At 72.3% G+C, this 25464-nt stretch carries 23 protein-coding genes; 13 read left to right on the top strand and 10 right to left on the bottom strand.

Features of this window, described 5'->3' with window-relative positions:
* Positions 1-2: 2 nt before the first annotated feature.
* Positions 3-1724: a thiamine pyrophosphate-dependent enzyme gene (locus ASG96_RS07105; protein ID WP_057587540.1), complete on the bottom strand. Its 1722-nt coding sequence runs from the start codon at positions 1722-1724 to the stop codon at positions 3-5.
* 52 nt (positions 1725-1776) lie between these two features.
* Positions 1777-3312 (bottom strand): FMN-binding glutamate synthase family protein, encoded by a 1536-nt coding sequence (locus ASG96_RS07100; RefSeq protein ID WP_235509098.1) that lies wholly within the window; start codon positions 3310-3312, stop codon positions 1777-1779.
* A 251-nt stretch (positions 3313-3563) separates the two neighbouring features.
* Between ASG96_RS07100 and lysX the strand changes: the two genes are divergently transcribed.
* The 5 genes from lysX to ASG96_RS07075 all read left to right on the top strand — a co-directional run bounded on the left by lysX (position 3564) and on the right by ASG96_RS07075 (position 11734).
* Entirely contained in the window at positions 3564-6899 is a 3336-nt protein-coding gene (gene lysX, locus ASG96_RS07095; protein WP_057587537.1) for a bifunctional lysylphosphatidylglycerol synthetase/lysine--tRNA ligase LysX, read from the top strand.
* Positions 6890-8005 carry an esterase family protein gene (locus ASG96_RS07090; RefSeq protein WP_057587535.1) on the top strand — a complete coding sequence of 372 codons (1116 nt, stop codon included), beginning with the start codon at positions 6890-6892 and terminating at the stop codon, positions 8003-8005. The genes lysX and ASG96_RS07090 overlap by 10 nt, the downstream gene beginning before the upstream one ends.
* Positions 7998-8909, top strand: a complete 912-nt coding sequence (locus tag ASG96_RS07085; protein WP_056752629.1) for an SGNH/GDSL hydrolase family protein — start codon at positions 7998-8000, stop codon at positions 8907-8909. The genes ASG96_RS07090 and ASG96_RS07085 overlap by 8 nt, the downstream gene beginning before the upstream one ends.
* A 132-nt stretch (positions 8910-9041) precedes the next feature.
* A complete protein-coding gene (locus ASG96_RS07080; protein ID WP_056752627.1) occupies positions 9042-10055 on the top strand; it encodes a TIGR03885 family FMN-dependent LLM class oxidoreductase in 1014 nt (337 codons plus the stop codon).
* Positions 10052-11734 (top strand): alpha-amylase family protein, encoded by a 1683-nt coding sequence (locus tag ASG96_RS07075; protein ID WP_057587534.1) that lies wholly within the window; start codon positions 10052-10054, stop codon positions 11732-11734. Before ASG96_RS07080 ends, ASG96_RS07075 begins: the two co-directional genes overlap by 4 nt.
* A gap of 18 nt (positions 11735-11752) precedes the next feature.
* Here the strand turns inward: ASG96_RS07075 and ASG96_RS07070 are convergent, their stop codons facing one another.
* The 3 genes from ASG96_RS07070 to ASG96_RS24120 all read right to left on the bottom strand — a co-directional run bounded on the left by ASG96_RS07070 (position 11753) and on the right by ASG96_RS24120 (position 13108).
* Positions 11753-12022 carry a Rho termination factor N-terminal domain-containing protein gene (locus ASG96_RS07070; protein ID WP_056752622.1) on the bottom strand — a complete coding sequence of 90 codons (270 nt, stop codon included), beginning with the start codon at positions 12020-12022 and terminating at the stop codon, positions 11753-11755.
* Positions 12023-12093: 71 nt separating this feature from the next.
* Positions 12094-12474: a hypothetical protein gene (locus ASG96_RS24125; protein WP_235509097.1), complete on the bottom strand. Its 381-nt coding sequence runs from the start codon at positions 12472-12474 to the stop codon at positions 12094-12096.
* 34 nt (positions 12475-12508) lie between these two features.
* Positions 12509-13108: an SDR family NAD(P)-dependent oxidoreductase gene (locus ASG96_RS24120; RefSeq protein ID WP_235509096.1), complete on the bottom strand. Its 600-nt coding sequence runs from the start codon at positions 13106-13108 to the stop codon at positions 12509-12511.
* A gap of 15 nt (positions 13109-13123) precedes the next feature.
* On the opposite strand from ASG96_RS24120, the gene ASG96_RS07060 reads away from it, so the two are divergent.
* Together ASG96_RS07060 and ASG96_RS07055 are read left to right on the top strand one after the other, a co-directional pair.
* A complete protein-coding gene (locus tag ASG96_RS07060) occupies positions 13124-14305 on the top strand; it encodes a zinc-dependent alcohol dehydrogenase (protein ID WP_057587532.1) in 1182 nt (393 codons plus the stop codon).
* A gap of 57 nt (positions 14306-14362) precedes the next feature.
* A complete protein-coding gene (locus tag ASG96_RS07055) occupies positions 14363-14734 on the top strand; it encodes a hypothetical protein (protein ID WP_057587530.1) in 372 nt (123 codons plus the stop codon).
* A 10-nt stretch (positions 14735-14744) separates the two neighbouring features.
* Here ASG96_RS07055 and ASG96_RS07050 read toward each other — a convergent pair whose 3' ends face one another.
* The 3 genes from ASG96_RS07050 to ASG96_RS07040 form a co-directional block, all read right to left on the bottom strand.
* Positions 14745-15617: an SDR family oxidoreductase gene (locus ASG96_RS07050; protein ID WP_057588347.1), complete on the bottom strand. Its 873-nt coding sequence runs from the start codon at positions 15615-15617 to the stop codon at positions 14745-14747.
* Positions 15618-15711: 94 nt separating this feature from the next.
* Positions 15712-16410 carry a DUF6766 family protein gene (locus ASG96_RS07045; RefSeq protein WP_056752611.1) on the bottom strand — a complete coding sequence of 233 codons (699 nt, stop codon included), beginning with the start codon at positions 16408-16410 and terminating at the stop codon, positions 15712-15714.
* 81 nt (positions 16411-16491) lie between these two features.
* Positions 16492-16803, bottom strand: coding sequence for a hypothetical protein (locus tag ASG96_RS07040; protein ID WP_200958535.1), 312 nt, complete (start codon positions 16801-16803; stop codon positions 16492-16494).
* Positions 16804-17079: 276 nt separating this feature from the next.
* Between ASG96_RS07040 and ASG96_RS07035 the strand changes: the two genes are divergently transcribed.
* The gene (locus ASG96_RS07035; RefSeq protein WP_082588497.1) at positions 17080-17919 is read left to right on the top strand and encodes a sigma-70 family RNA polymerase sigma factor; all 840 of its coding nucleotides are present in this window, start codon (positions 17080-17082) and stop codon (positions 17917-17919) included.
* A gap of 20 nt (positions 17920-17939) precedes the next feature.
* On the opposite strand, the gene ASG96_RS07030 is transcribed toward ASG96_RS07035, so the two are convergent.
* Positions 17940-18713: an ANTAR domain-containing protein gene (locus ASG96_RS07030; RefSeq protein ID WP_235509095.1), complete on the bottom strand. Its 774-nt coding sequence runs from the start codon at positions 18711-18713 to the stop codon at positions 17940-17942.
* Positions 18714-19080: 367 nt separating this feature from the next.
* Here ASG96_RS07030 and ASG96_RS07025 point away from each other — a divergent pair, with 367 nt between their 5' ends.
* The 5 genes from ASG96_RS07025 to ASG96_RS07005 all read left to right on the top strand — a co-directional run bounded on the left by ASG96_RS07025 (position 19081) and on the right by ASG96_RS07005 (position 24782).
* Complete coding sequence (locus ASG96_RS07025) at positions 19081-20463, top strand: sodium:proton antiporter (RefSeq protein ID WP_057587526.1); 1383 nt, start codon at positions 19081-19083, stop codon at positions 20461-20463.
* A gap of 188 nt (positions 20464-20651) precedes the next feature.
* Positions 20652-21746, top strand: coding sequence for a glycosyltransferase (locus ASG96_RS07020; RefSeq protein ID WP_082588496.1), 1095 nt, complete (start codon positions 20652-20654; stop codon positions 21744-21746).
* On the top strand, positions 21734-22816 hold the full coding sequence (locus ASG96_RS07015) for a glycosyltransferase (protein ID WP_057587524.1): 1083 nt from the start codon (positions 21734-21736) through the stop codon (positions 22814-22816). The genes ASG96_RS07020 and ASG96_RS07015 overlap by 13 nt, the downstream gene beginning before the upstream one ends.
* Positions 22813-23850 (top strand): glycosyltransferase, encoded by a 1038-nt coding sequence (locus tag ASG96_RS07010; protein WP_057587522.1) that lies wholly within the window; start codon positions 22813-22815, stop codon positions 23848-23850. The genes ASG96_RS07015 and ASG96_RS07010 overlap by 4 nt, the downstream gene beginning before the upstream one ends.
* Positions 23847-24782: a glycosyltransferase family 2 protein gene (locus tag ASG96_RS07005; protein WP_235509094.1), complete on the top strand. Its 936-nt coding sequence runs from the start codon at positions 23847-23849 to the stop codon at positions 24780-24782. The genes ASG96_RS07010 and ASG96_RS07005 overlap by 4 nt, the downstream gene beginning before the upstream one ends.
* Here the strand turns inward: ASG96_RS07005 and ASG96_RS23190 are convergent.
* Positions 24757-25284, bottom strand: a complete 528-nt coding sequence (locus ASG96_RS23190; protein ID WP_157610722.1) for a universal stress protein — start codon at positions 25282-25284, stop codon at positions 24757-24759. The two genes, ASG96_RS07005 and ASG96_RS23190, sit on opposite strands and share 26 nt — an antisense overlap.
* Positions 25285-25464: the final 180 nt, after the last annotated feature.

The following is a 25464-nucleotide window of genomic DNA, read 5'->3' as shown; positions in this document are numbered from 1 at the left end:
GTCTACCTGCTCTCCACGGCCTCCTTGGCCTTCGCGATGGCGAAGCCCCAACCCTGGGCGACCTTGGGCTTCGGCGGGATCGCGACCTCGTCGGGGTTCGTCACGACGTCGAGCAGCACCGGCCCGTCGGCGGCCAGAGCCCACCCGACGGCGTCGTCCAGCTGGTCGGGCTCGGTGACTCGGCGGCTCGTCAGACCCATCGCCGCAGCGACGGCCGCGAGGTCGGGGTTGTCGAGCTCGGTCCCGAACTCCGGCAGCCCACCCTGCTCCTGCTCGAGCTTGACCATGCCGAGCCTGCCGTTGTCGAAGACCACGACGACGACGGGCAGCCGGTACGTCACGGCCGTACGCAGGTCGCCGAGCAGCATCATCAGGCCGCCGTCGCCGGCGAACGCGACCACCGGACGCGTGCGGTCCAGGGCCTGCGCGCCGAGCGCCATCGGCAGCGCGTTGGCCATCGAGCCGAGGTTGTAGGAGCCCACGAGCCGCCGGGTGCCGCGCATCGTCACGAAGCGCGCGAGCCACGCGGTCGACATGCCGGTGTCGCTCGTGAAGATCGTCGTTTCGGGCGCCAGCCGGTCGACGGCCGCTGCGACGGCCTCGGGGCGGATGCGCTCGTCGGGGTTGTCGAGCACGGCGCGGGCTCGCCCGAGGAGCGTCCGGTCGTGGCCCGGGTCGAGTAGCGACCGCTGCCGATCACGCCACCTGCCGTATGCCGCGACGGCCGTCTCGAGGTGCCCGCGGTCCGCGCGTCGCTCGAGACGCGGCACGAGCCGGTCCAGGGTCGCCGCGGCGTCACCGACGAGGGCGTGCTGCACCGGCGTGCGGCGCCCGACGTGCTCCCCCCGGGCGTCGAGCTGGACCACCGTCTTCCCCGTCGGGTACCAGTCGCGGTAGGGAAAGTCGGTGCCGACGAGGACGAGCACGTCGCAGTCGTCCATGGCCTTCGCGGCAGCCGGGTTGCCGATGAGCCCTGACTGGCCCACCTCGAAGGGGTTGTCGCGCTCGAGCCCCTCCTTGGCCTTGAGCGTCAGCACCATCGGCGCGGCGAGGACGTCAGCGAGCTCGAGCACCTGCGACCGGGCCTCCCGCGCGCCGCAGCCGACGAGCAGCGTCACCGGCGCGTCTCCCGCGAGGGCGGCGACGGCGGCGTCCACCTGGGCATCCGGGGCCGCGGCCGGGACGCCGGTCGGTGCGAACGTCGCGGGCCGCACGCCCTTGTCGAGCGAGAGGTCACCGACGTCCCCGGGCAGGGTCAGCACGGCGACGCCACGCAGCGACTGGGCCGCGTTGACGGCCTGCTCGAGCAGGTAGGGCAGCTGTCCGGCAGACGTCAGGGTCTGGGACCACACGGAGACGTCGGCGAACAGGGCGTTGTTGTCGACCTCCTGGAAGAAGTCGGTCCCGATCTCGGGACTCGGCACCTGGCCGCAGATGGCGAGCACGGGCGCGTGCGACTTCTTCGCGTCGTAGAGCCCGTTGAGCAGGTGGATCGAACCGGGCCCCACCGTGCCCATGCACACCCCGAGCGAGCCGGTCAGCTGGGCCTGGGCACTGACGGCGAAGGCCGCCACCTCCTCGTGGCGCACGCCGACCCACTCGATGCGCTCCTGCCTGCGGATCGCGTCGGTGAGCGGGTTGAGGGCATCGCCGACGACGCCCCAGACCTGGGTCACGCCTGCGTCGGCCAACGAGGTGATGATGTGCTCGGCGACGGTGGTCATGGGAGGTCCTTCCTGACGGCCGGGCTGCGAACGCCGGGCCGGTGGGTGGCGGTCAGAGGTGCACGGGTCGTGCTCCCGGGCCGAAGTGGTCGGCGCTGGCGGTCGCCCAGTCGTGGGCCCAGTCCCGCGGCGGCTCGGCCACGAGCTCGCCGGGGGCGAGCCAGTCGTAGAGCTCGGCGTAGGACTGGTTGCGGGTCGCCGACACGTTGAGGCGCAGGTGGTGCGGGGACAGCTGCGAGGGGTCGGTGACGGCCATGGCCGCCATGATCCGCATCGCCTCGTCGACGGTGGCCTGCTGGTAGCGGTGGACGCGCTCGCTCTTGTCGCCGACGTCGAGCGCCCGTGCACGGCGGGCGTTCTGCGTCGCGACGCCGCTCGGGCACTTGTCGGTGTGGCAGCGCTGGGCCTGGATGCACCCCGCCGCCATCATCATCGCGCGGGCCGAGTTGGTGTAGTCCGCGCCCTGGATGACGCGCTTGACGATGTCGTTGCCGGCCGCGACCTTGCCGCTCGCGCCGATGCGGACGCGGTCGCGCAGACCCACCCCGACGAGCGCGTTGTGCACGGTCATGAGGCCGTGGGTGAGCGGCATCCCGACGTGGTCCTCGAACTCGAGCGGGGCCGCGCCGGTGCCTCCCTCGGAGCCGTCGACGACGATGAAGTCGGGTGTCGTCCCCACCTCGAGCATCGCCTTGCAGATCGCGAGGACGTCGACCCGCGACCCGACGCAGAGCTTGAAGCCGGTCGGCTTGCCCCCGGCGAGCTCACGCATGCGGCCGATGAACTCGATGAGCTCGACGGGCGTGTGGAAGACCCGGTGGCTCGACGGGCTGACGCACTTCTCGCCCTGCGGCACCTGCCGGATGTCGGCGATCTCCTTCGTCACCTTCGCGCCGGGCAGCACACCACCGATGCCGGGCTTGGCGCCCTGGCTCAGCTTGAGGGACACGCACTTGACCGACTCCCCCGATGCCTTGTCGGAGAAGGTCGCCGGGTCGAAGTCACCGTCCTTGGTGCGAGCGCCGAAGTAGCCCGTACCGATCTCCCAGACGATGTCGCCGCCGTGCTCGAGGTGGTAGGGCGACAACCCGCCCTCGCCCGTGTCGTGGGCGAAACCCCCGAGCGCTGCACCCCGGTTGAGGGCGCGGATCGCGTTGGCGGACAGGGCGCCGAAGCTCATCGCGGAGACGTTGAGCAGGGCCATGGAGTAGGGCTTCGAGCAGTCCGGGCCGCCGACGACGACACGGGCAGGCTCGTCGGGAGGGTCGGCCGGCGCGGCCGAGTGCACGAGGTACTCGTAGCCGACCTCGTTGACGTCGAGCTCCGTGCCGAAGGGGCGCTCTCCGTGGATGCCCTTGGCCCGCTCGTAGACGACCGACCGCGTGTCACGGTCGAACGGGCGGCCGTCCCAGTCGCGCTCGACGAAGTACTGCTGGAGCTCGGGCCGGATGTCCTCGAGCAGGTAGCGCAGGTGCCCGACCACGGGGTAACGGCGCAGGATCGTGTGCTTGCGCTGGAGGAGGTCCCAGGCCGCGAGTCCGACCGCACCCACGCCGGCCCCACCGACCACCCACCTGCTTCGACCCACGACAGCCTCCTCGACCGATCGGACGAGCCGTCGCACGGCCCGTGTCTCGTATGCTCCGGGCGCCCGTACCGGACGCTCAGTGCGTCGTCCGCGTCCACCCCCGACCTACCCGCGACGGTGGACCGCGTACCTGAGAGGTTCCTGAGGCACCGCCGCGCGCACCACGCTGGGTGCTGGCTGGGCACGGGCTGTGAGGCCCTTCGCAGGCAACGCCCAGCGGTCGCCCAGCGGTGCGGGGGATCGTCTGGCCCATGGGCACCCGAATCTCGCGGGCGCCGGCCTCGCACCGTCCCGCGCGACTGCTCACCGGCGTCTACGCGCTCGCCACCCTCGTGGCACTCCTGCTGACGCTCCTGGCCCGACGCCGGCCGCACCCGTTCCTGGCGGAGGGCATCTTCGGTCTCCTCAACGTGCCGGTGGCCCCGACCTTCGTGTCGGTGGTCGTCCTCGCTCTCGCCACCCGGGCGCTACTCGGCCGCAAGCGGATCGGGCTGTGGTTCGTCGCCGTCTTCCAGGTCCTCGGCATCTACGTCGGCTTCGTGGCGCTCGTCCCTGCCGCTCGGCTGCCCCGCACCGAGATGTGGGTGAGCCGAGGTGACCTGGGCCGCGGGCTCGACATCGTCTCGACGCTGGTCGCCGCCCTGGCCCTGTGGTGGCTCTGGCGGATCCGTGACGAGTTCACGGGACGGCTCCAGCGAGGCTCGTGGGGCCTCGCGCTCGCAGCCCTTGCCGTGGGTTCGGCGGTGACGCTGGGCGTCGCGTGGCTGCTCCTCGGCGCGGTCGGGGCACCCCGGTCACAGGTCGACCCCCTCGTCGACACCGTGCTCGCCGTCTTCGGAGGGATGAGCCGGCGCGCCCTGGCGCTCGTCCCGCCGTGGGTCGTCGACGTCGTGGCCGTCTGCGCCGGCCTGACGATCCTCGCGGCCGTCACGCTCTTCCTCGCCTCCGCGCGACCGCGCAGCCGCTGGTCGCCGGACCGCGAGGTGGCCCTGCGCGGGCTCCTCGCGCACCACGGCGCCGAGGACTCCCTCGGCTACTTCGCGACGCGCCGCGACAAGGCCTCCGTCTTCTCCGCCGACGGCCGGGCCGCCGTGACCTACCGGGTCGTCGCCGGGGTGTCCCTGGCGAGTGCCGACCCGATCGGTCATCCCGACAGCTGGCAGCCTGCCATCGAGGCCTGGCGCGCGGAGGCGCGTGAGTTCGGGTGGGTGCCGGCGGTGGTGGGCGCGAGCGAGCGGGGCGCCCGGGCGTATGCCGCCACCGGGGGCATGCGGGTGCTGCTCCTCGGTGACGAGGCGATCCTCGATCCCCGACGCTTCGACCTGCGTCGGACGTCGCTCTCGCCGGTGCGCCACGCCGTCGCGCGGGCGACGCGGGCCGGACTCGAGGTGCGCGTGCGGCGACAGCGCGAGCTGCGGGCCGACGAGCTCGCCGAGATCACCGAGCGCGCCGAGGCGTGGCGCAGCGGAGAGACCGACCGGGGCTTCTCGATGGCCCTCGGTCGGGGCGGCGACCTCGCGGACGGCGACGTCCTGCACGTGACCGCGCACGCTGCCGAAGCGTCGCTCGTCGGGGTGCTGTCCCTCGTGCCGTGGGGGCGCTCGGGGGTCTCGCTCGACGTCATGCGGCGCTCCCCCGACGCCCCGAACGGCGTCACCGAGCTCATGGTGAGCGAGCTGCTCGCCCGTTCCCGCCGGCTGGGCCTGGCCCGGGTCTCGCTCAACTTCTGCATGTTCCGCACCGTCTTCGAGGATGCCGAGAGGCTCGGGTCCGGGTCCCTGACGCGGGTGGGCGCCTCGGTGCTCGGGCTCTTCGACCGCATCTGGCAGCTCGAGCGCCTCTACCGCGCGAACGAGAAGTACGAGCCGACGTGGCAGCCGCGGTTCCTCTGCTACGACGATGCCGTGTCGCTGCCGCAGGTGGTCCTCGCCGTCGGGGCTGCCGAGGGGTTCGTGCGCCACCCGTCTCTCCGGAGCGTGCCCACCGAGCTCGACCCCGTGCACCTCGCGCAGGCGGCCTCGATCAGCGCACCCCCCGTCGACGTCGAGGCGCTCGGCCCGCGCCGGTCCGACCAGTTCCGCTACCGGGTCGCGGCGCTGGACCGGATGCGCGAGGCCGGGGTCGACGCCTACCCCGTCGGCGCCGCGTCGGTCACGACCACCCCGGTCGCCGCCCTCGGCCCGGACGCGTGGCGGACCCCTCGGACACTGTCGGTCGTCGGACGCGTCCGGGAGGTGCGCGACCACGGAGGCGTCGCCTTCGCCACTCTCGTGGACGGTGAGGCGCGGCTGCAGGTGCTGTTCGACGCGGCCCGGGTCGGTCGCCCCTGCCTCGACCGGCTCACGTCGTTCGTCGACGTCGGCGACCTCGTGCGCGTCGAGGGCACGACGGGCCGTTCGCGGACGGGCACCCCGAGCCTGCTCGCCGAGGCCTGGCGGATGGAGGCCAAGTGCCTGCACCCGGTCCCCTTCCGCGCCTTCGACGACCCCGGGACCCGGGCGCGCCGACGCTCGACCGACCTGCTCGTCCACCCGCGCGACGTCGAGCTGCTCCGGCGCCGGTCCGCCGTCGTCGGTTCGATCCGGCGGACGCTGGGCGACGCCGGCTTCCTCGAGGTGGAGACGCCCATGCTCCACACGACCCACGGCGGCGCGAGCGCGCGGCCGTTCCGGACCTTCATCAACGCGTACGGCATCGATCTGTCGCTGCGCATCGCGCCCGAGCTGCACCTCAAGCGACTCCTCGTGGCCGGCCTCGGCCCGGTCTTCGAGCTGGGTCGCAACTTCCGCAACGAGGGGGCGGACGCGACGCACAACCCCGAGTTCACCTCGCTGGAGGTCTACCAGCCGCACGCCGACTACACGACGATGCGTCATCTCACCGAGCGGCTCGTCCGCGAGGCGGCACGCACCGTCCACGGTCGCGAGGCGATCCCGTTGCCGCTCACCGGATCGGGCGGCTCGGACGGCTCGGACGGCGTCGAGCTCGTCGACATCAGCGGCGAGTGGCCCGTCGTGTCCGTGCTCGACGCCGTGTCGGACGCGGTCGGGCGGCGGGTCACCGTCGAGACCGACTTCGACGTGCTGCTCGGCCTCGCCGAGGACCACGGCATCGCGGTGCGCCCCGAGATGGGCGCCGGGGCCGTCATCGAGGAGCTCTACGCCGAGCTCGTCGAGCCGGTGACCGTCCTGCCCACCTTCTACACGGACTTCCCCGTCGAGACCTCGCCCCTGACCCGACCGCACCGCAGCGCGCCGGGGCTCGCCGAGCGCTGGGACCTCGTCGTGGCGGGCATGGAGGTCGGCACGGCCTACAGCGAGCTGACCGACCCCGTCGACCAGCGGGCGCGGCTCACCGAGCAGTCGCTCAAGGCCGCCGCGGGCGACCCCGAGGCGATGGAGGTCGACGAGGACTTCCTCCACGCGCTCGAGCTGGGGATGCCGCCCAGCGGTGGCCTCGGCATCGGCGTCGACCGCCTCGTCATGCTCCTCACCCACAGCTCGATCCGCTCGGTGCTGACGTTCCCGTTCGTGCGCCCGGTGACCACGCGCCGGGCCGACCGCGAGACGAGCCCGGCATGGAGCTGACCGATGCCGGCCCCGTCGTCCTGCTCGCCGTGCTCGCCCTCGTCGTGTTCGGGCTCGTCGTCGCCGGATGGCCCCGGTGGGGCAGCAGGGTCGGGCGCGCCGTCGTGCGTGGCGTCCAGGTCGTGCTGCTCAACGTCCTCGTCCTCGCGCTCGCCGGCGCCGCCCTCAACGACCAGTACCTCTTCTACTCGAGCTGGGGCGACCTCTTCGGCTCCCGCTCGACGTCCGTCCAGGTGCACCACGGCGGGACGAGCCCGGAGGTCGTGTCGGCCCCCGTGTCGGGCCCCGGGCTCCGAGGCGTGGCGGCACCGGCCGTGCTGCCGCCGCTCCCCCAGCCGGGCTCGCGGCTGCAGACGTACACGGTGGTCGACTCGCGGTCGAACGCCGAGGGACAGGTCTACGTGCACCTGCCGGTCGGCTACGACCCCCGGTCCTCCCGCACCTACCCCGTCATCCTGGGCCTGCACGGCTTCCCGAGCGGACCCCGGGGCTTCCTCAAGCTCGACTTCCTCAGCTCCGTCGACGCCCTGACCGCCGAGGGCCGACTGGCCCCCTCGATCGTCGTCGTGCCGCGCATCGACACCCCGGCGAGCCTCGACACCGAGTGCGTCAACGGTGGTGCAGGACAGCCACAGACGGACACGTGGCTCGCCCACGACATCCCCGCGTGGACCGTGCACCACTTCCACGTCAAGCAGACCCGGACGTCGTGGGCCACGCTCGGATACTCCTACGGCGCATGGTGCGCGGCGTCCCTGTCGATGCGCCACCCCGACGTCTTCGGGGCCGCCGTCGTGCTCCTCGGCTACTTCCGCCCGGACTTCAGCGCGGCGTACGACCCCCTGACGGCGGCGAGCGGGCGTGGCTACGACCTCGTCACGATGGCGCGCACGGCACCGCCGCCCGTGGCGATGTGGGTGCTGACCTCCCGCGAGGACCCGCTGTCGTACCCGACGACCTCGAAGTTCCTCAGCGTCGCCCGCAGCCCGCTCGACGTCACCGGCACCGTCCTCGCCCACGGCGGCCACCGCGACTCGGTGTTCACGCCGTACGTCCCGGCCGCCCTCGTGTGGCTGGCACAGACCCTGCCGGGCTTCCGTGCGTGAGCGCCGGCGCCGGATGCCGTCGCGCCGGGTCGCGGTGCTGATCGGGATCGCAGTCGTCATGGCGCTGGCGCTGGGCGGTGTCGTGCCCGGTCTCGGGACGACCGACGTGCTGCGTGAGTCCGGCCCAGCCACGAAACCGACTGTCACGAGCGGGATCCCGTCGGCGGGATCGTCGCCGACAGCATCTCCGACGCCGCCCGGACCGCTGACGGTCGTCGGGCTGGGGGACTCGGTGCCCTCGGCGGAGACGTGCGGATGCACGGGCTACGTCGAGCAGGTCGGTGAGCGGCTGGGGCGGCTGACGCACCGGAGCTGGGTGGTGCACAACGACGCGAACGGGGGCTGGACCACGGCGGACGTCGAGGACGACCTCTCGTCGCCCGCGACGCGCGACCACCTCGCGGACGCCGACCTCGTCATCGTCGAGGTGGGCGCCAACGACTTCGACCTCGACCGCGTCGACGACCAGGGCTGCTTCCCGGCCGCGGGGTCGGACTGCTGGTCCACCACCCTCGCCGGACTGCACGACGGCCTGACCCGGATCATCGCGGCGATAAGTCGTATCGACCACCGGCCCGACCTGCGCATCGCCCTCCTCGGCTACTGGAACGTCACGGTCGACGGCTCGGTGGGGCGGGCCCTCGGCGAGGACTTCGTCCTCGGCAGCGACTCGCTGACCCGGCTCGTCAACGACACGGTCCAGCAGGTGGCCGCGTCGACGGGCGCCGTCTACGTCGACGCGTACAGCCCGCTCAAGGGCGCGTCGGGCACCCGGGACCCGACGGGCGACCTGCTCGACGACGGCGACCACCCGAACGCGAACGGGCACGCACTGCTCTCCTCGGCCGTCGTGGACGAGCTGGCCACCGCGAGGTCGGTCGCAGCCTGGCGTGCAGCCCCCTGAGCGTCGACCGGAGTGCGGATGGACGGACAGGGTCATGCGTCATACCCATTCAACCGAGATCCCAACAACCGCAAGCGTGCCGGACCGCTGGGCGTTGACGGCGCACCCTCCGGTGCGGTTGCGTGGGGAGGCATGACCGTCATCGGCTTCCACTGCTCGCACGAGCAGATCGACCCCGCCCAGCTCCTCCAGGACGTCCGCGCGGCGCAGGACGCCGGCTTCACGGCTGCCATGTCGTCCGACCACATCTCGCCGTGGAGCAGCCGGCAGGGCGAGTCCGGGTACGCGTGGAGCTGGCTGGGCGCGGCCCTGGCGACCACGTCCCTGCCCTTCGGCGTCGTCACGGCTCCGGGGCAGCGCTACCACCCTGCCGTCACGGCACAGGCCATCGCGACGCTCGGGCAGATGTTCCCCGGACGCTTCTGGGCTGCCCTGGGGTCGGGCGAGGCCTCGAACGAGCGAGTGACCGGGGAGGTGTGGCCGCGCAAGGAGGTCCGTGACGCCCGCCTCCTCGAGTGCGTCGACGTCATCCGACGCCTTCTCTCCGGAGAGGAGGTCAGCCACGACGGCCTCGTCTCGGTCAACCGAGCGCGGCTCTGGACGCTGGCGGACCCGGTGCCCGACCTCGTCGGGCCGGCGGTGACCGCCGAGACGGCCGCGCGTCACGCCGGCTGGGCCGACGGCCTCATCACCGTGAACCAGCCGCCCGACACCCTGCGTCGCGTGCTGGGCGCCTATCGCGACGCCGGCGGCAAGGGTCCCGCACGCCTGCAGGTGCACGTCAGCTGGGCGCCCACGGAGGACGAGGCCCTGCACGTCGCCCACGACCAGTGGCGCAGCAACGTGATCGGGCCGCCGGTCGCGTGGGACACCGAGACCGTCGAGGCCTTCGACCTCATCGGCGAGAAGGTCTCGCCCGAGCAGGTCCGCGAGGCCGTGCTCGTCTCGTCCGACCTCGGGCGCCACGCCCAGTGGCTCCAGGACTACGTCGACATGGGCTGGGACGAGCTCTACGTCCACTTCGTCGGCCGGCACCAGGCCCCCTTCATCGACGCCTTCGGCACCACCGTGCTGCCGCGGCTGTCTCCGACGAGTCCGGTGGCACAGGGCGACGCGCCGCAGGGCGCACGGGAGGTGGCCTCATGAGGATGAGCGACACGGGCGACGTGTGGTGGAAGAACGCGGTCCTCTACTGCGCCGACATCGAGACGTTCCAGGACTCCGACGGTGACGGCGTGGGCGACCTGCGCGGGATGACCGACCGCATCGAGTACCTCGCCGACCTCGGCGTGACGTGCCTGTGGCTCATGCCGTTCTACCCGACGGCCCGCAAGGACGACGGCTACGACATCACCGACTTCTTCGGCGTCGACCCACGCCTCGGCACCCTGGGCGACTTCGTCGAGCTCGTGCGCACCGCCCGGGACCACGGCATCCGGGTCGTCGTCGACTTCGTCATGAACCACACGTCCGACCAGCACCCGTGGTTCAAGTCCGCGCGGCGCAGCCGCGAGGACCCGTACCGCGACTACTACGTGTGGAGCCGCACGAAGCCGCGGTCGAGCCCCAAGGACGTCGTCTTCCCGGACCAGGAGGACAGCATCTGGGAGCGGGACGAGAAGACGGGCGACTACTACCTCCACCACTTCTACAAGCACCAGCCCGACCTCAACGTCGCGAATCCGGCTGTCCAGGAGGAGATCTCACGGACGCTCGGCTTCTGGCTCGAGCTCGGGGTGTCCGGGTTCCGGGTGGATGCCGTGCCGTTCCTCTTCGCCCGCGACGGGGTGCCCGGCGTCGACGACGCGGATGCCTTCAACCCCGACCGCTACCTCGGTGACGTCCGGTCCTTCGTGACCCGCCGGGTGGGCGACGCCGTGCTCCTCGGCGAGGTCAACCTGCCCTACCCGGAGCAGCGCCGGTTCTTCGGCGGCGACGACGGGGACGGGCTCAACATGCAGTTCGACTTCATCGGGATGCAGCGCTTCTACCTCTCCCTGGCTCGCGGCGACGCCGGCCCGCTCGCCGCTGCGCTGCGCGAGAGGCCCCCGCTCGACATCACGAGCCAGTGGGCGAGCTTCGTGCGCAACCACGACGAGCTGACCCTCGACAAGCTCACCAAGAAGGAGCGGCACGAGGTCTTCGACGCCTTCGGGCCCGACCCCGACATGCAGCTCTACGACCGAGGTCTGCGACGCCGCCTCCCGCCCATGGTCAGCGGTGACGAGCGGAGGGTGCGGCTCGCGTACTCCCTGACGTTCTCGCTGCCCGGCACCCCGGTGCTCTTCTACGGCGAGGAGATCGGCATGGGCGAGAACCTCGACGTGCCGGGGCGGCTCGCGGTGCGCACCCCCATGCAGTGGACCTCCGCACCGAGCGGCGGCTTCTCGACCGCGACCCCGCGCCGCCTCACCCGGCCCATGCCCGACGGGGTCTGGGGACCGGAGCACGTCAACGTCTCCGACCAGCGACGGGACCCGGGCTCGCTGTGGTGGTTCGTGCGCAGTCTGGCCCGTCGCTACCGGCAGCTGCCCGAGAGCGGGTGGGCGACGGTCGAGGTGCTCGACCACCCCGTGCCGTCTGTCCTGGCGCACGTCAGCCGCTGCGACGACTGGGCCATGCTCGCCGTGCACAACCTCGGCGAGGAGGGAGCCGTCGTGCCGCTCACGGTGCCGGGTCTCCCGGCGGGCGCGCGGCTCGTCGACGTGCTCGGGGACCGGCCCGACCTCGACGTCTCGGCATCGGGGCGGGTCGAGATCGACCTCGAGGCCTACGGCTTCCGCTGGCTGCTCGTCGTACGCGACGGCGAGGACCCTCTCCTCTGAGGTTCTGCCCTGGGCGCCTCAGTGGTGGCGCAGGGCGGAGATGAGCTGTGACTTGTTCATGCTCGACCGGCCCTCGATGCCCACCTCGCGGGCGCGCTTCATCAGCTGGTCCTTCGTCATGTCCTCGTAGTCGCCCGCCCGGCCGCCCTTGCGGCTCACGGCGGAGCGAGAGCTCGCGGCAGCCGCGTTGGAGACGCGAGCAGCCTTCTCCTTGCTCGCCCCGTCGTCGCGCAGCGACTCGTAAAGATGCTTGTCCTTGACCGATGGTCCGGGTGTCCTGCGTGCCATGGTGCCTCCTTGGTCGAGACCTGCACCGTGCGCCTACCCACTCACCTCGCGCTCGACACGTCAGGTTGCACTCAGCCGTTGTTGCGTCTGGCGGCTCGGTCGCCCAGTGTCGCGAAGCGGTCGACGACGGGCGACCCGAGCCTCCGTCGTGCCTCGACGCCGTCGACGGTGTGCGCCCCAGCGCGTGACGGCGCGCTCGGCAGCAGCCGGCCCATGAGCCCCATCACGCGCGTCGTCGTCGCCGGCGCGAGGCCCCGCACCCGGATCCCGACCCACGCCAACGGCGTCAGCACGACCATCGGCCTACCGGCCAGCACCGCGTCCACGATGCGCCGAGCGGCTCGGTCGGCGTCGATCGAGAGCAGCGGGAGCGAGGCGGCGGGGGCGAACCACGCGTACTCGGCGGCGGGATCGCCGCCGAAACTCGCGTGCAGGTGTCCCCCGGTCCGCATCAGACCGGGGACGATCGTCGTGGCCGTGACGCCGCTACCGCTCAGGGCTGATGCGAGGCCGTCCGAGAAGCCGACGGCGGCGAACTTCGCCGTCGCGTACGGCAGCAGGTGCGGCGGAGACCATGCCGCCGACCGACGTCACCGTCCCGATCCTCCCGTGCCCCCGGCGACGCATGTGCGGCAGCACCGTCATGGCCGCATGGATGGGGCCCCAGGCCATGGTCTCGATGGCGTCCTCGAACTCGTGCAGGACCAGTGACTCGGCGGGAGCCGTCTGGATGATGCCGGCCGCCACGGTGACGAGGACCTCGATGGGGCCGATGGAGTGCTCGACGCGACCGACGAGGTCACCCACCTCGTGGCGGTCACGGACGTCGCAGCGCTCGGCGCGGACCGGCCCGAAGGCCTCCAGTGCTCTCGCCGCACCTCGACCTCCGCCACGTCCCGGGCCGCGACGACGACCAGGTGGCCACGTCTCAAGAGCTGCTCGGCGATGAGGAGACCGAGGCCTCGGGACGCGCCGAGAACGAGGGCCACGGGTCGCTCGGGGACGATCTCTTGGTTCGGGCACATGTTCGCTCCTCGCCTCCACCCCGACACCTGTCCACCCCTGGGTTTTCCCACGGGCGCGCATGGGTAGGACCGCGTCATGAAGGCACTGACCTGGCACGGCACCGAGGACGTTCGGGTGACCGACGTACGCGACCCCGTCATCGCTCACACCACCGACGCCGTCGTGCGTGTCACGTCGACGGCCATCTGCGGCTCCGACCTGCACCTCTACCGGGTGCTCGCGCCGTACCTGCAACCGGGAGACGTCCTCGGGCACGAGTTCATGGGGATCGTCGAGGAGATCGGTCCGGACGTGGCCACGCTCGCGGTCGGTGACCGCGTCGTCGTGCCGTTCAACATCTCGTGCGGCCGGTGCTGGATGTGCCAGCGAGGCCTCTTCGCGCAGTGCGAGACGACGCAGAACACCGACGCCGGTAAGGGCGCCAGTCTCTTCGGCTACACCAGCCTCTACGGCTCGGTGCCCGGCGGCCAGGCGGAGTACGTCCGCGTCCCCCACGCCGACTTCGGACCCATCGTCATCCCCGACGAGATGCCCGACGAGCGCTTCCTCTACCTCTCTGACATCCTGCCCACCGCCTGGCAGGCCGTGGAGTATGCCGACGTCAACGGCAACGACACCCTTGCCGTCCTCGGCCTGGGTCCGGTCGGACAGCTCGCGGTCCGGTCGGCGCTGCACCGTGGCGTCGGTCGGGTCATCGGCGTGGACCTCGTGGCGGATCGGGTCGAGAAGGCCCGAGCCTGGGGCGCCGAGGTCGTGGACGCCTCGGACACTGACGTCACCCAGGCCCTGCTCGAGCTCACGGACGGCCGGGGACCCGACGCGGTCATCGATGCCGTCGGCATGGAGGCTCACGGAAACCCGATGTCGGAGAAGGTCATCGGCGCGGCCAGCCGTCTCCCGAAGCCCATGGCCCGGGGTGCCGTCGAACGTTTTGGGATCGACCGGCTCGCCGCACTCCATACCGCGGTGTCGGCCGTGCGCCGCGGCGGCACGCTCTCGATCAGCGGCGTCTACGGCGGCGCGGTCGACCCCATGCCGATGATGGAGCTCTTCGACAAGGGCCTCACCATCCGCATGGGCCAGTGCCACGTGCGCCGGTGGAGCGACGAGCTGCTCGACATCGTCCGGACCGACGACGACGTGCTCGGCCTCGAGGATCTCGCGACGCACCACGGAAGCCTCGAGGACGCCCCTGACCTCTACCGGATCTTCCAGGAGAAACAGGACGCGTGCCTCAAGGTCGTCCTGCGGCCCTGAGAGGCCGCCTCACCATCCAGCAGCCGGGACCAGCACCGCACAGCAAGGAGACCACCGATGAGCGTGACGAGCTTCCAGGACCTGCCCCTCGCCGACCGTGACCGGGCGTGGGACGGCGACGCAGCCGAGAAGCGGGTGCGCGAGTGGGCCGGCGCCACGGGCGAGCCCAACGAGAAGTACCGCGACGCCCACGTCTGGTACGACGCCGACAACACGACGAACTTCACGGCATACAAGCTGCTCGTGGCCGACGTCGTCGACGGTCGGCTACGCGCCGTCCCGCGTGGGGTGATGGCCGCGGCCGCCGTCATGCAGGGGTCGCGGGGCGGAGTCGACCTGCCCGACCAGGACCGCGGCCGCGTGCGCAGCCACCTCGAGAAGTACTACGCCAAGATGGGCGAGGACGCGCCGTGGGAGCGCGACGACTGACCGACCGACCTCAGAAGACCGCGCCACCGCCGGTGACACCGAGGACAGTGCCCGACACGTAGCTCGCGTCCGCCGGGGACGCCAGGAAGACGTATGCCGGCGCGACCTCGCCCGGCTGGCCGGCGCGGCCCAGCGGGGTGTCCGCCCCGAACGTCTCGATCTTCTTGCTGTCACGTGTTGCGGGCTGCAGGGGCGTCCAGATCGGTCCCGGTGCCACGGCGTTCACGCGGATCCCCTTGGGGCCCAATGACGCCGCGAGATTGACGGTGAGGTTGTTGAGCGCTGCCTTGGTCGCCGCGTAGTCGAGCAGGGCCGGCGACGGGTCGTAGGCCTGGATCGAGGTCGTGTTGATGATCGCCGAGCCGGGCTGCAAATGCGGCAGCGCCGCCTGGCACAGCCAGATCACGGCGTGCAGGTTGGTGCGCAGCACACGCTCGACGTGCTCCGGCTGGAGGCCCACGAGCCCCTCGGGGCCGCGGTCCCAGTGGTAGCCGGCGTTGTTGACGAGGATGTCGAGGCCACCGAGCCCGCGCACCGCGTCGGCGACGGCGTGCATGCAGGCCTCGCGCTCGACGAGGTCACCGGGCACGAGCACGCCGGTGCGGCCTGCCTTCTCGATCCACCCGAGCGTGTCCTCGGCGTCGGACTGCTCCCCCGGCAGGTAGCTGATCGCGACGTCGGCACCCTCGCGGGCGTAGGCGATGGCGACCGCGCGTCCGATCCCGGAGTCGCCACCGGTGATGAGCGCTCGCTTGCCCTCGAGCCTGCCGTGCCCGACGTAGGTCTCCTCGCCGTGGTCGGGCACGGGACGCATCTCGCTCGTCAGCCCGGGCGGCTCCTGCTGCTGGGCGGGGAATCCACCCTCGTCGTCATGGCGCACCATGCTCTCGGCGCGGTCGGCGATCTTGGACACGGTCGGTCCTTCCAGTGGGGAGCGGTACGCCCTCCCCCTACCCGTCGCGGGCAGGGTGACGCGGTCAGTCGTCTGAGGTCGTCACGTCGTGCGGCATTCCCACCGGCTTGGACTCAGGGGAGCCGCGCTCACGCAGGTAGATCGCGAAGACGGCCATCGAGCCGATGGCCAGCATCTCGGACTGCCAGTTCTGAAGGGTCCGCGACCAGAAGTCCGGACCCGCGACGTAGTCCCCGAGACCGATCGGGTCGCGCAGATCGCGCATCCGCTGCTGGTTCTCGGCCACCCGCCCGGTCACGGCCTGGGCGCACCACGACAGCACGAAGACGACGCCCATGACCAGCAGGAGCGAGTGGGAGTAGACCGAGCGGCGCCATCCGCCCCGCTGGGCCCACCTCGGTGAGTCGGGCCGCGCAAACCGACCGACGAGCTGCTCCTCGTCGGAGCCGCGCCCCTCGTCACCCGGCTTCTTCGACTCCGACGAACCCCTCTGGACGAGCCAGATCGTCAGCAGGATGTAGAGGGTGAACTGGAGGTACTCCGACTGCCAGTTCTCGAGCAGATCCACGGCAAAGGACGACGACGTCACGTAACGGAGCATCGAGATCTGTTGCAGCCCAATGGTTCTCGCAGTCTCGTCGTACTCGGCCAGTCCGGAGATGGCTTGGCCGACGACGAAGACCAGCAGAAGCACACCGAAGACGATGGTCAGGCTGTTGTGCTGCCACGCGGCCTTCACGCCGCCGCGGTGCCCGGTGCTCATCGACCCATCACCCCGACGGCAAAGGCCAGCACGAAGCCTGTGGCGATGACGACGCAGTAGAGGAGGAACATCACCTTCACGTCAGTCTCCCTCGACGGGACAGCGGTACGGCACGGCGTCGTCGGACGACGCGCGTGTGCATCCCGCGGCCGTCACCAGCCAGCCGGTGTCGAATCTCGCCAGAAAGACCACCTGGCCCGACAGGACCACCTGGGCGGAGTCGATGGCGACGGTGACGGTCCGGATGCTGTCAGGAGCACGCAGACGAGCGTCCCGCAGGCCTGCGGCGCAGTCTCCCGCATCGTCTGCCAGCCGCTCCACGGTGCGCGGGGCGAGCAGTGTGCACGCTGCCGCCGGGTCCGACCCGGCCAGGCCGAGGAATCGCTGTGTCACCGCCGTCACCTCCGGCTCGTCGGCGGTTGAGCAGGCCGTCAGGGAGAGGCCGGCGACGACGGCGACAAGGGCGGGACACGTGACGCGCACATGGTGGGCGTACCCGACCCCTGCGCCAACCAAACACGAGCGGTTCCCAGTGGACACAAGCGAACTCAGTGGCCGCATCCGACGGCATCCCGACGGTTGCGAAAACCGTGCTCGCGTGGCACTGTCGAAAGGTCTGAGCGGTCCAATCACAGCGCCGACTCCGTCACCGCACCCCGGAGATGAGTCATGTCGCAGCGCCCTCAGCACCCCCGGATGTCGTTCGCCGAGCGCGACGTGGAGACGTCCGAGCTCTTCCGCCGTCTCGCGGCCACCGACACACCGGAGGAGTCGGAGCAGGTCGTGGAGCAGATCGTGCACCTCTATCTCGACCTCTGCGCCTCCATGGCCGGCCGCTACGACGGACGCGGTGTCGAGCACGAGGACCTCGTCCAGGTCGCCCGGCTGGCCCTCGTCAAGGCCGTCCGTCGCTACGAGCCGGGCCACGCCCCGTCCTTCGCCGCCTACGCGGTGCCCACGATCTCCGGCGAGCTCAAGCGGTGGTTCCGTGACCGCGGGTGGGTCGTGCGGCCGCCCCGGCGTCTGCAGGAGCTGCGCGCCAACCTGCAGTCCGTGCGTTCCCGACTCGAGCAGGAGCTCGGCGCCACGCCCACGGACGCCGAGCTGGCCGAGGCGGTCGGGGCGACCGTCGAGGAGGTCCGCGAGGTGGCCACAGCAGCCACTGGCTTCCGCCCGCTGTCGCTCGACTGCAGCCCCTCCGACGAGGATCGGCCGGGCCTCGCGGCGTTTCTCGCGGCGGACGACGATGGTCTCGCCGGTGCGGACGACCGCGTGTGCCTCGCCGAGGCCCTGACCGAGCTCGACGACGACGAGCGCGAGCTGCTCCTCATGCGCTACGTCGAGGGCATGACCCAGCGCGAGATCGGCGAGGCGCGCGGCGTCAGCCAGATGCAGGTGTCACGGACCCTGCGCCGCATCACGGTGCGCCTCCACGACCAGCTCACCGAGCACGATCCCGACTCGCACGAGCCGCCTGACGTCACCGACGAGATGAGCACCGCCTCGTGAGGGGCTGAGCCCGAGCCGTCTCATTCCGCGGCGGGCTCGCGCCGCGGACGGTCACCGGCGATCGGCGGCAGCGCCCCGGTGTCGGCCACCTGCAGGGCCACCTCGTGCAGCTTGCGGTTGGAGTTCTGGCTCGCCATCCGGAGCAGCCCGAATGCCTGGTCGCGCGTGACGCGGTGCCGGGCCATGAGCACGCCCATGGCCACGCCGATCTCGCGGTTGGACAGCAGGGCTTTCTGGAGGTTCTCGACCCGCTCCTGGTTGGCCGTCAGCGCGACGGCCAGTGCGCCGTGCGTCGCCAGCATCAGCCCGACGAGCTCGGACCGTTCTCCGAAGGCGGCCACCTCGTCGGAGTAGATGTTGAGGCCGTCGACGCGGTCGCCGATGTCGTGGCCGAGCCGGTAGGACAGCATGCTGCGCATGCCGAGCTCTCTCGACACCCGCTCGCCGTACTCGGGCCACCGGTCGTCGTACCGCAGGTCGCGTGGGCGGTAGAGCGTGTCGTCGACGATGGCATCGAGGCACGGCCCGGAGCCGACGGCGTACTGGATCGCGTCGGCCCGACGGGCGATGTCGTCGGTGGCGGCCACGGTGCGGAAACGGTCGTGCTCGTAGCTCGTGACGCTCGCCCACCTCGCGCCCGGCACGCGCTCGACGGCAGCCCGGGCGAGCGCGTCGAGGGTGTCGTCGGGACCCATGGAGCCGAGGTCCGACCCGAGCGTCGCGAACGTCTCGGCGACGTCGCGGAGTGCATCGTCACCCGGTGCCGGCTCGTCCACGCCCAAGGCTTCCACCACGCTTCCTTCTCCGTCGACCGTAGCCCCCGATGCACCGTGTGGCGAGGAATCACGGACCGGCGATGCTCGGGTTGCACGTGTGCACCGCCGGCGGTGCAATGGACACAGCGTGCCATGCGTCCCGGGGCGTCTGCTGCGCAGGTCTGCCGGCCGAAAAAGGAGCCGGCAGGCCGCAGGAGCCGGGTGGCGTGGACGAGAACGTCCGGGTCTANCCGGGTCTCGCCGGGTCTCGCCGGGTCTCGCCGGGTCTCGCCGGGTCTCGCCGGGTCTCGCCGCGCCCGATCGTCGGCCCCCGGCGATCGGCGGGCCACCGTGGCGGGTAGGTCATCATGAGGCCCACCCCGAGGAGCAAACCCCGCATGTCGTCATGTCGATCAACCTGATCTACCTCATCGCCGGTCTGGCGATGTTGCTCGCGGCCGTGCTCCCGGCTGTCCTCGACCGGTATGCCGTGTCGGCCGCGATGGTGCTCCTCGTCCTCGGCATGGGCATCGGCCTGCTGCCCCTGCCCGAGGGGATGCGCCTCGACCCCGTGGTGATCCGGCCCCAGGTGGAGCGGGTCACCGAGTTCACCATCCTCGTCGCGCTGATGGGCGTCGGCCTCGCTATCGACCGCTCCTTCGACTGGCGCAGCCGCTCGTCGTGGGCGTCGTGGTCCCCGACGTGGCGTCTGCTCGCCATCGCGATGCCCCTGACGATCGCGTCGGTGGCACTGCTCGGCTGGGGCCTCGGGGTCGCCCCGGCCGCCGCGCTGCTGCTCGGCGCCGCACTCGCCCCGACCGACCCGGTGCTCGCGAGCGACGTCCAGGTCGAGGGGCCGCGCGTCGACGGCGAGAACGCCGTCGAGACCTCGGACGACCCGGGTGACTCGACCGGCGACGGGGTGGACGACGACGAGGAGGCACTCGGCGAGCCCGTGGACGAGAAGGACGACGTCCGTTTCGCGCTCACCTCCGAGGCAGGCCTCAACGACGGACTGGCCTTCCCGTTCGTCACCGCAGCCATCCTGCTCGCCTCGGCCGGCAGCGTCTCGTCGTGGGGCCTGCACTGGCTGGCATGGGACCTCGTCGGCAAGGTCGTCATCGGCGTCCTCGTCGGCGTCGCCGTCGGCTGGGGCCTGGCCAAGGTCGCGTTCCGGTCGCCGCGCCGCTCGCTGCGCCTCGCCGAGCAGGGCGAGCCCCTCCTCGCTCTCGCCGCCCTCGTCATGACCTACGGCCTGAGCCAGCTCGTCGGTGGCTACGGCTTCCTCTCGGTCTTCGCGTGCGGCATGACCCTGCGTGCGGCCGAGCGCAACCACCGTTACCACCGGACGATGCACGAGGTCGTGCAGCGCCTCGAGCGGCTGCTGACCCTCATCATCCTGCTCATGCTCGGCATGGCGATGACCAAGGGTGTGCTCGGTGAGCTCGACTGGCGCGGTGTCCTCATCGCGGTCGCCCTCGTCTTCGTGGTGCGCCCGCTCTCCGGCTGGGCGAGCCTGCGACTGCGCGCGCGTCCCGCCGACCTCCCGGGTGGCCTCGGCCGGCGCGAGACCCTCGCGACCGCGTTCTTCGGGGTGCGCGGCATCGGCTCGCTCTACTACCTCGCCTTCGCCGCGGGCGAGCACGCCTTCGCGGACGAGCGGTGGCTGTGGTCGACGATCGCGTTCACCATCCTGCTGTCGGTCATGGTGCACGGCACGCTCGCCACGCCCGTGATGCGCTACCTCGAGCGCCGTCGCGAGCGCGGCGGGGTCGCCCGGCCCGCCTGACGGCATACGCCCCCACGCCCCCGGGTCCGGCGAAACCTCGCATACCTCGCGGGATCCGCCGGAACGGTGTGGCCCGGCCGCCACCCGGGTATGGGACGGGTGGAGGCTCCAGACCAGCGGCCCCCCGAACCCGCGCCGGCGCCCCCTCCATCGGTGCGTCGGGCGGCGTGCACCGAGAGGCACCCGGTTTGAGCCCCGTCATCGCATCCGTCCCCGCAGGCCACGTCTACGTCCGCCACCTCGCCCCTCCCGACGGCGACACGACGGTGACGAGGCTGCCGGACCCTCGTCCGCGTGCCGACGTGCCCGACGCGCAGTGGTGGCCTCCGCGCATGCTCGAGCCCGGCTGGGTCGACGCGCACGCGGGTGAGTTCGACGTCATGCACGTCCACTTCGGCTTCGATGCCGTGGCTCCCGACGACCTCTCGCAGGTCGTGTCGAGCCTGCGGCGCCACGGCCGACCCCTCGTGCTCACGGTGCACGACCTGCGCAACCCGCACCACCACGAGCGGGACCTGCACGACGCGCAGCTAGGGGTCCTCGTCGAGGCGGCGGACGCCGTGCTGACCCTCACCCCCGGGGCTGCGGCGGAGATCGCCGAGCGGTGGGGCCGCGAGGCCCGCGTCGTCCCCCATCCGCACGTCGTCGACGAGCCGCTCATCTCCCGGCCGCGGGTCCCCCACTCCGGCTTCGTGATCGGCGTCCACGCCAAGAGCCTCCGCGCGGGCATGGACCCCCTACCGGTCATCGAGGAGATCGTCGCCACGCTTCCCGACCTCCCGGGCGCCCGGCTCCGCGTCGATGCGCACACCGACGTCATGACACCCGGCCACCCCCGACACGCCACCGACCTCGAGCCCCGGCTCCGCGAGCTCGCCGCCGCGGACCACGTCGAGCTGCACGTGCACGACTACTTCAGCGACGACGAGCTCTGGGACTACCTCCAGTCTCTCGACGTGTCGGTGCTGCCGTACCGGTTCGGCACGCACTCGGGCTGGCTCGAGGCCTGCCACGATCTCGGGACCACCGTCGTGGCACCCGACTGCGGCCACTACGCCGACCAGCGCCCGTGTCTGCTCTACGGCGCACCCGGTTCCGGCTTCGACAGCGGTGCACCGCCGCTGCGCGACACCCTCGTTCGCGCCTACCGCGACCGTCCGTCGTGGCGGGCCCGGCCGGAGGAGCGCAGACGCGAGCGCCACGAGGTCTCGCGCGCGCACGAGCAGGTGTATGCCGCCGTGCTGGCCACCGCAGCGAAGCGGGGTGTGGCGTGCGCATCGTGATCCTCGCGGCGGCCAAGCACCCGATCGCGGAGCCGTTCGCGGGTGGACTGGAGTCGCTCACCTGGCACCTCGTCCGGGGGCTGCGGGCTCGAGGTGTCGACGTGTCGTTCTTCGCCGGGCCGGGCAGCGACCCGGGGCTCGGAGCGACCGAGCTCGACGTCGCACCCCTGCGGCTCAGCGACACGGCCCGGAGCGACACGTCGATGGTCCCCGAAGTGTGGCTGCGCGAGCACCACGCGTACCTGCAGGTCATGCTGGCGCTCCAGCGACGCCCCGACGTCGCGGTGGTGCACAACAACAGCCTCCACCACCTCCCGGTCGCGATGGCCGACTCACTGCCGTCGCCCGTGCTGACCACCCTTCACACCCCGCCCACGCCGTGGCTCGAACCCGCCATCGAAATCAGCTCCCGATCGCGGAACCCCTTGCGCCACAGCCACTTCGTCGCCGTCAGCGAGCACACCGCGAGATCGTGGGCCCACGTCACCCCGGCTCACGTCGTGCACAACGGGGTCGACGTCGACCGGTGGGTCCCCGGACCCGGCGGTGACGACCTCGTGTGGGTGGGCCGCCTCGTGCCGGAGAAGGCCCCGCACCGGGCCATCGCCATGGCGCGGGCGGCCGGCCGTCGGCTGCGCATCGCCGGGCCGGTCGGCGACGCGGGCTACTTCGCCCGGCACGTCGCGGGTGAGCTGGGCGACGACGTCGACTACGTCGGCCACCTCGACACCGACGGCCTCGTCGCCCTCGTCGGCTCGAGCGCGGCGATGCTCGTGACGCCGGAGTGGGACGAGCCGTACGGCCTCGTCGCCGCGGAGTCCCTCGCCTGCGGCACCCCCGTCGTGGCCCTCGACCGCGGCGGGCTCCGCGAGTTCGTCGTTCCCGGCGTCGGGGTGCTGCTCCACCGCGACCGTGACGACGCGGCGGCCGCCGAGGCCGTGTCCGCCGCGGTCGACCTCGACCGCGGGGCCTGTCGGTCGCACGCCGTCGCGGCCTGCTCGATCGACCGCATGGTCGAGAGCTACCTCGCCGTCTACGAGTCACTCCCCGCGCTGTCGGGCGCGGCATGATCGGCTACTACGTCCATCACCAGGGACTCGGCCACCTCACGCGTCTGCAGGCGATCGCAGAGCACCTGCGGGCGCCGGTCACCGGGATCAGCTCGCTGCCCGCACCCGAGGGGTGGGCTTCGGACTGGCTGCACCTCGACCGTGACGACCGGATGCCGGCGGCCGATGTCACCGGGGCCGACCCCACGGCGGGTGGCGTGCTGCACTGGGTGCCGCGGCACGACCTCGGGCTGGCGGGTCGGGCGGCTGCCCTGACCGCATGGGTCGCCCGGACGCGCCCGTCGCTCGTCGTCGTCGACGTGTCCGTCGAGGTCACGGCGCTCCTCCGGCTCTGCGGGGTGCCGGTCGTCGTGGTCGCGATGCCGGGAGAGCGCACCGACCGCGCCCACGCCCTCGCGTACGACCTCGCCGACGCCCTGCTCGCACCCTGGCCGGAAGCAGCCCACGCCGGAGAGTGGCCCGCGGCCCGGCGCGCCAGGCTGTGGGCGGTCGGCGGCATGTCGCGCTTCGACGGTCGGGTCCCCCCGAGCCGACGCCCGTCCGTCAGGCCCGCGACGCGCCGCGTCCTCGTTCTCTGGGGCGGGGGCGGACGGTCCACGTCGGCTGCCGAGGTCGCCGCGGCCTGTGCCGCCACACCCGGCTGGGAGTGGGTCGAGCGCGGGCCGGGTTCGCCGTCACCCGACCTCTGGGCCGAGCTCGCATCCGCGGACGTCGTCGTCACGCACGGTGGCCAGAACGCGGTCGCCGAGGTCGCCGCGGCCCGACGCCCCGCGGTCGTCGTGGCCCAGCCGCGCCCGTTCGACGAGCAGGTCGCCACGGCTGCCGCCGTCGACCGGCTCGGTGTCGCCGTCGGCGTCCCCACCTGGCCGCACGCGTCGGCGTGGCCCGGTCTGCTCGAGCGGGCCCTCGACCGTGGCGGGGAGGGCTGGCGCCGGTGGTCGACCGGTCACGGGGCGGCCTCGGCCGCAGCGAGGATCGACGAGCTCGCCGACGAGCACGGCCGGGTGGCTCACGACGTCCGGACGGCATCGTGATCCGTCCGGAATCCGCCCGGGCCGCGGCACGGGCGGAGGCATCGCGGGACGAGCGGCGCCCCGTCGTGGCCGTCGTGACGATCGTGCACGGGCGCCACGCCCACCTCGAGCGCCAGCTGTGGGGCCTGCGGCGGCAGACCCGACCACCCGACACCCACGTGGTCGTCGCCATGGACGACCCCGACGTCGCGGCGCTGGCCACGGCCCAGGCCGGGGACTGGGAGGTACGCGTCCCGCGTCTGCCGAGACGGGAGGGACACCTGCCCCTGGCGGCTGCGCGCAACCTCGGCGTCGACGTCGCCGCCCGCGCCGGTGCCGAGCACGTCGTGCTCCTCGACGTCGACTGCATCCCCTCGCCCGGGCTCGTCGAGCGGTATGCCGCCGTGCTGGACGACGAGCGCAGGCGGACTCCCGAGCAGGGCGGGACGCCGCTCGTCCTGTCGGGCGAGGTGGCCTATCTCCCTCCCCCGCCGGCCGGACACGACTACCGCGACCTCGACCTGGCGGCCCTGGCTGCACCGCACCCGGGTCGGCCGGTCCTGGCGACGGACGAGGTGCGGCCCGCCGACGACCTGCGCCTCTTCTGGTCCCTCTCGTTCGCCCTGACCGTGCGTTCGTGGGAGGCGGTCGGGGGCTTCGACGAGGCCTACGTCGGCTACGGCGGCGAGGACACCGACTTCGGCCAGCGCCTCGGTGCCGCAGGTGGGAGCCTCCTCTGGGTCGGGGGCGCCAGAGCGCACCACCAGCACCACCCCACGACGTCGCCGCCCGTGCAGCACGTGCACGACGTCGTCGCCAACGCCAACCGCTTCGCGCAGCGATGGGGCTGGTGGCCGATGGAGGGCTGGCTCGACGCGTTCGCCGCGCTGGGGCTCGCCCGGCGAGCGCCCGACGGCCAGTGGCAGGTCAGCGGGCCAGGACGACCGTGCTGAGGGCGTGCTCGACGACGGCCCGGCTCGTCGAACCGAGGGCCATCCCGGCGAACCCGCCGCTCCCGGTCGCTCCCAGGACGACGGCGTCCGCCACCGCGGACAGGCCGATCAGCTGCTCGGCAGCGTGGCCCGAGAGCACCTTCTGCTCGACGACGACGTCCGGGAAGTCGTCGGTCACCTCGTCCACGACCTCCCCGAGGTAGGCTCGGGTGGCCTCCTCGGGGTCGGCCGTGAACCACCACGGCGACGCACCGACACGCTCGGGCGGCGCCAGCGGGTAGAGGTGCCACACGGCAACCGCGACGACCACGGAGCCCTTGGCGCGTGCATCGGCACAGGCCCAGCGCAGCGCGTTCCGGCTCTGCTTCGAGCCGTCCACGCCCACGACGATCCTGCCCATCTGCCGAGCCGCGTCGACCCCCGACGCCCCGTCGGCCCGTGCCGCCGCACTGGGCGCCTCGGAGGTCGCCGGACTGGGCTCGGGCCGTGTCGTCTCGTCCATCGTGCTCACCTCTGTGCCCAGCGTCCGCCCCGGACACGGGCGCGCGACAGGTGCGTCGGTCCTGTCCGTTCCGGGACCTTGGTCCCGACACCCGGCGACCTTCGGCCGTGGCACCGGGCGGCCCGTCACGCGCACGATCGAGGCAGCGCCGCGCCCGACGGCGTCGACCAGGGAGAGCAC

The sequence above is a fragment of the Terrabacter sp. Soil810 genome, assembly GCF_001429645.1.
GTDB lineage: Bacteria > Actinomycetota > Actinomycetes > Actinomycetales > Dermatophilaceae > Terrabacter.
The sequence above is the reverse complement of the archived record's forward strand: the minus strand, read 5'-3'. Positions and strand labels throughout refer to the sequence as shown.

What these genes read in the sequence shown, in the direction of transcription:
- ASG96_RS07105 (WP_057587540.1), bottom strand. Translation starts at nt 1,724, where the DNA reads ATGACCACCGTCGCCGAGCACATCATCACCTCGTTGGCCGACGCAGGC.
- lysX (WP_057587537.1), top strand. Translation starts at nt 3,564, where the DNA reads ATGGGCACCCGAATCTCGCGGGCGCCGGCCTCGCACCGTCCCGCGCGA.
- ASG96_RS07090 (WP_057587535.1), top strand. Translation starts at nt 6,890, where the DNA reads ATGGAGCTGACCGATGCCGGCCCCGTCGTCCTGCTCGCCGTGCTCGCC.
- ASG96_RS07080 (WP_056752627.1), top strand. Translation starts at nt 9,042, where the DNA reads ATGACCGTCATCGGCTTCCACTGCTCGCACGAGCAGATCGACCCCGCC.
- ASG96_RS07075 (WP_057587534.1), top strand. Translation starts at nt 10,052, where the DNA reads ATGAGGATGAGCGACACGGGCGACGTGTGGTGGAAGAACGCGGTCCTC.
- ASG96_RS07070 (WP_056752622.1), bottom strand. Translation starts at nt 12,022, where the DNA reads ATGGCACGCAGGACACCCGGACCATCGGTCAAGGACAAGCATCTTTAC.
- ASG96_RS24125 (WP_235509097.1), bottom strand. Translation starts at nt 12,474, where the DNA reads ATGCGGACCGGGGGACACCTGCACGCGAGTTTCGGCGGCGATCCCGCC.
- ASG96_RS24120 (WP_235509096.1), bottom strand. Translation starts at nt 13,108, where the DNA reads ATGCGCGCCCGTGGGAAAACCCAGGGGTGGACAGGTGTCGGGGTGGAG.
- ASG96_RS07060 (WP_057587532.1), top strand. Translation starts at nt 13,124, where the DNA reads ATGAAGGCACTGACCTGGCACGGCACCGAGGACGTTCGGGTGACCGAC.
- ASG96_RS07055 (WP_057587530.1), top strand. Translation starts at nt 14,363, where the DNA reads ATGAGCGTGACGAGCTTCCAGGACCTGCCCCTCGCCGACCGTGACCGG.
- ASG96_RS07050 (WP_057588347.1), bottom strand. Translation starts at nt 15,617, where the DNA reads ATGGTGCGCCATGACGACGAGGGTGGATTCCCCGCCCAGCAGCAGGAG.
- ASG96_RS07045 (WP_056752611.1), bottom strand. Translation starts at nt 16,410, where the DNA reads ATGAGCACCGGGCACCGCGGCGGCGTGAAGGCCGCGTGGCAGCACAAC.
- ASG96_RS07035 (WP_082588497.1), top strand. Translation starts at nt 17,080, where the DNA reads ATGTCGCAGCGCCCTCAGCACCCCCGGATGTCGTTCGCCGAGCGCGAC.
- ASG96_RS07025 (WP_057587526.1), top strand. Translation starts at nt 19,081, where the DNA reads ATGTCGATCAACCTGATCTACCTCATCGCCGGTCTGGCGATGTTGCTC.
- ASG96_RS07010 (WP_057587522.1), top strand. Translation starts at nt 22,813, where the DNA reads ATGATCGGCTACTACGTCCATCACCAGGGACTCGGCCACCTCACGCGT.
- ASG96_RS23190 (WP_157610722.1), bottom strand. Translation starts at nt 25,284, where the DNA reads ATGGACGAGACGACACGGCCCGAGCCCAGTCCGGCGACCTCCGAGGCG.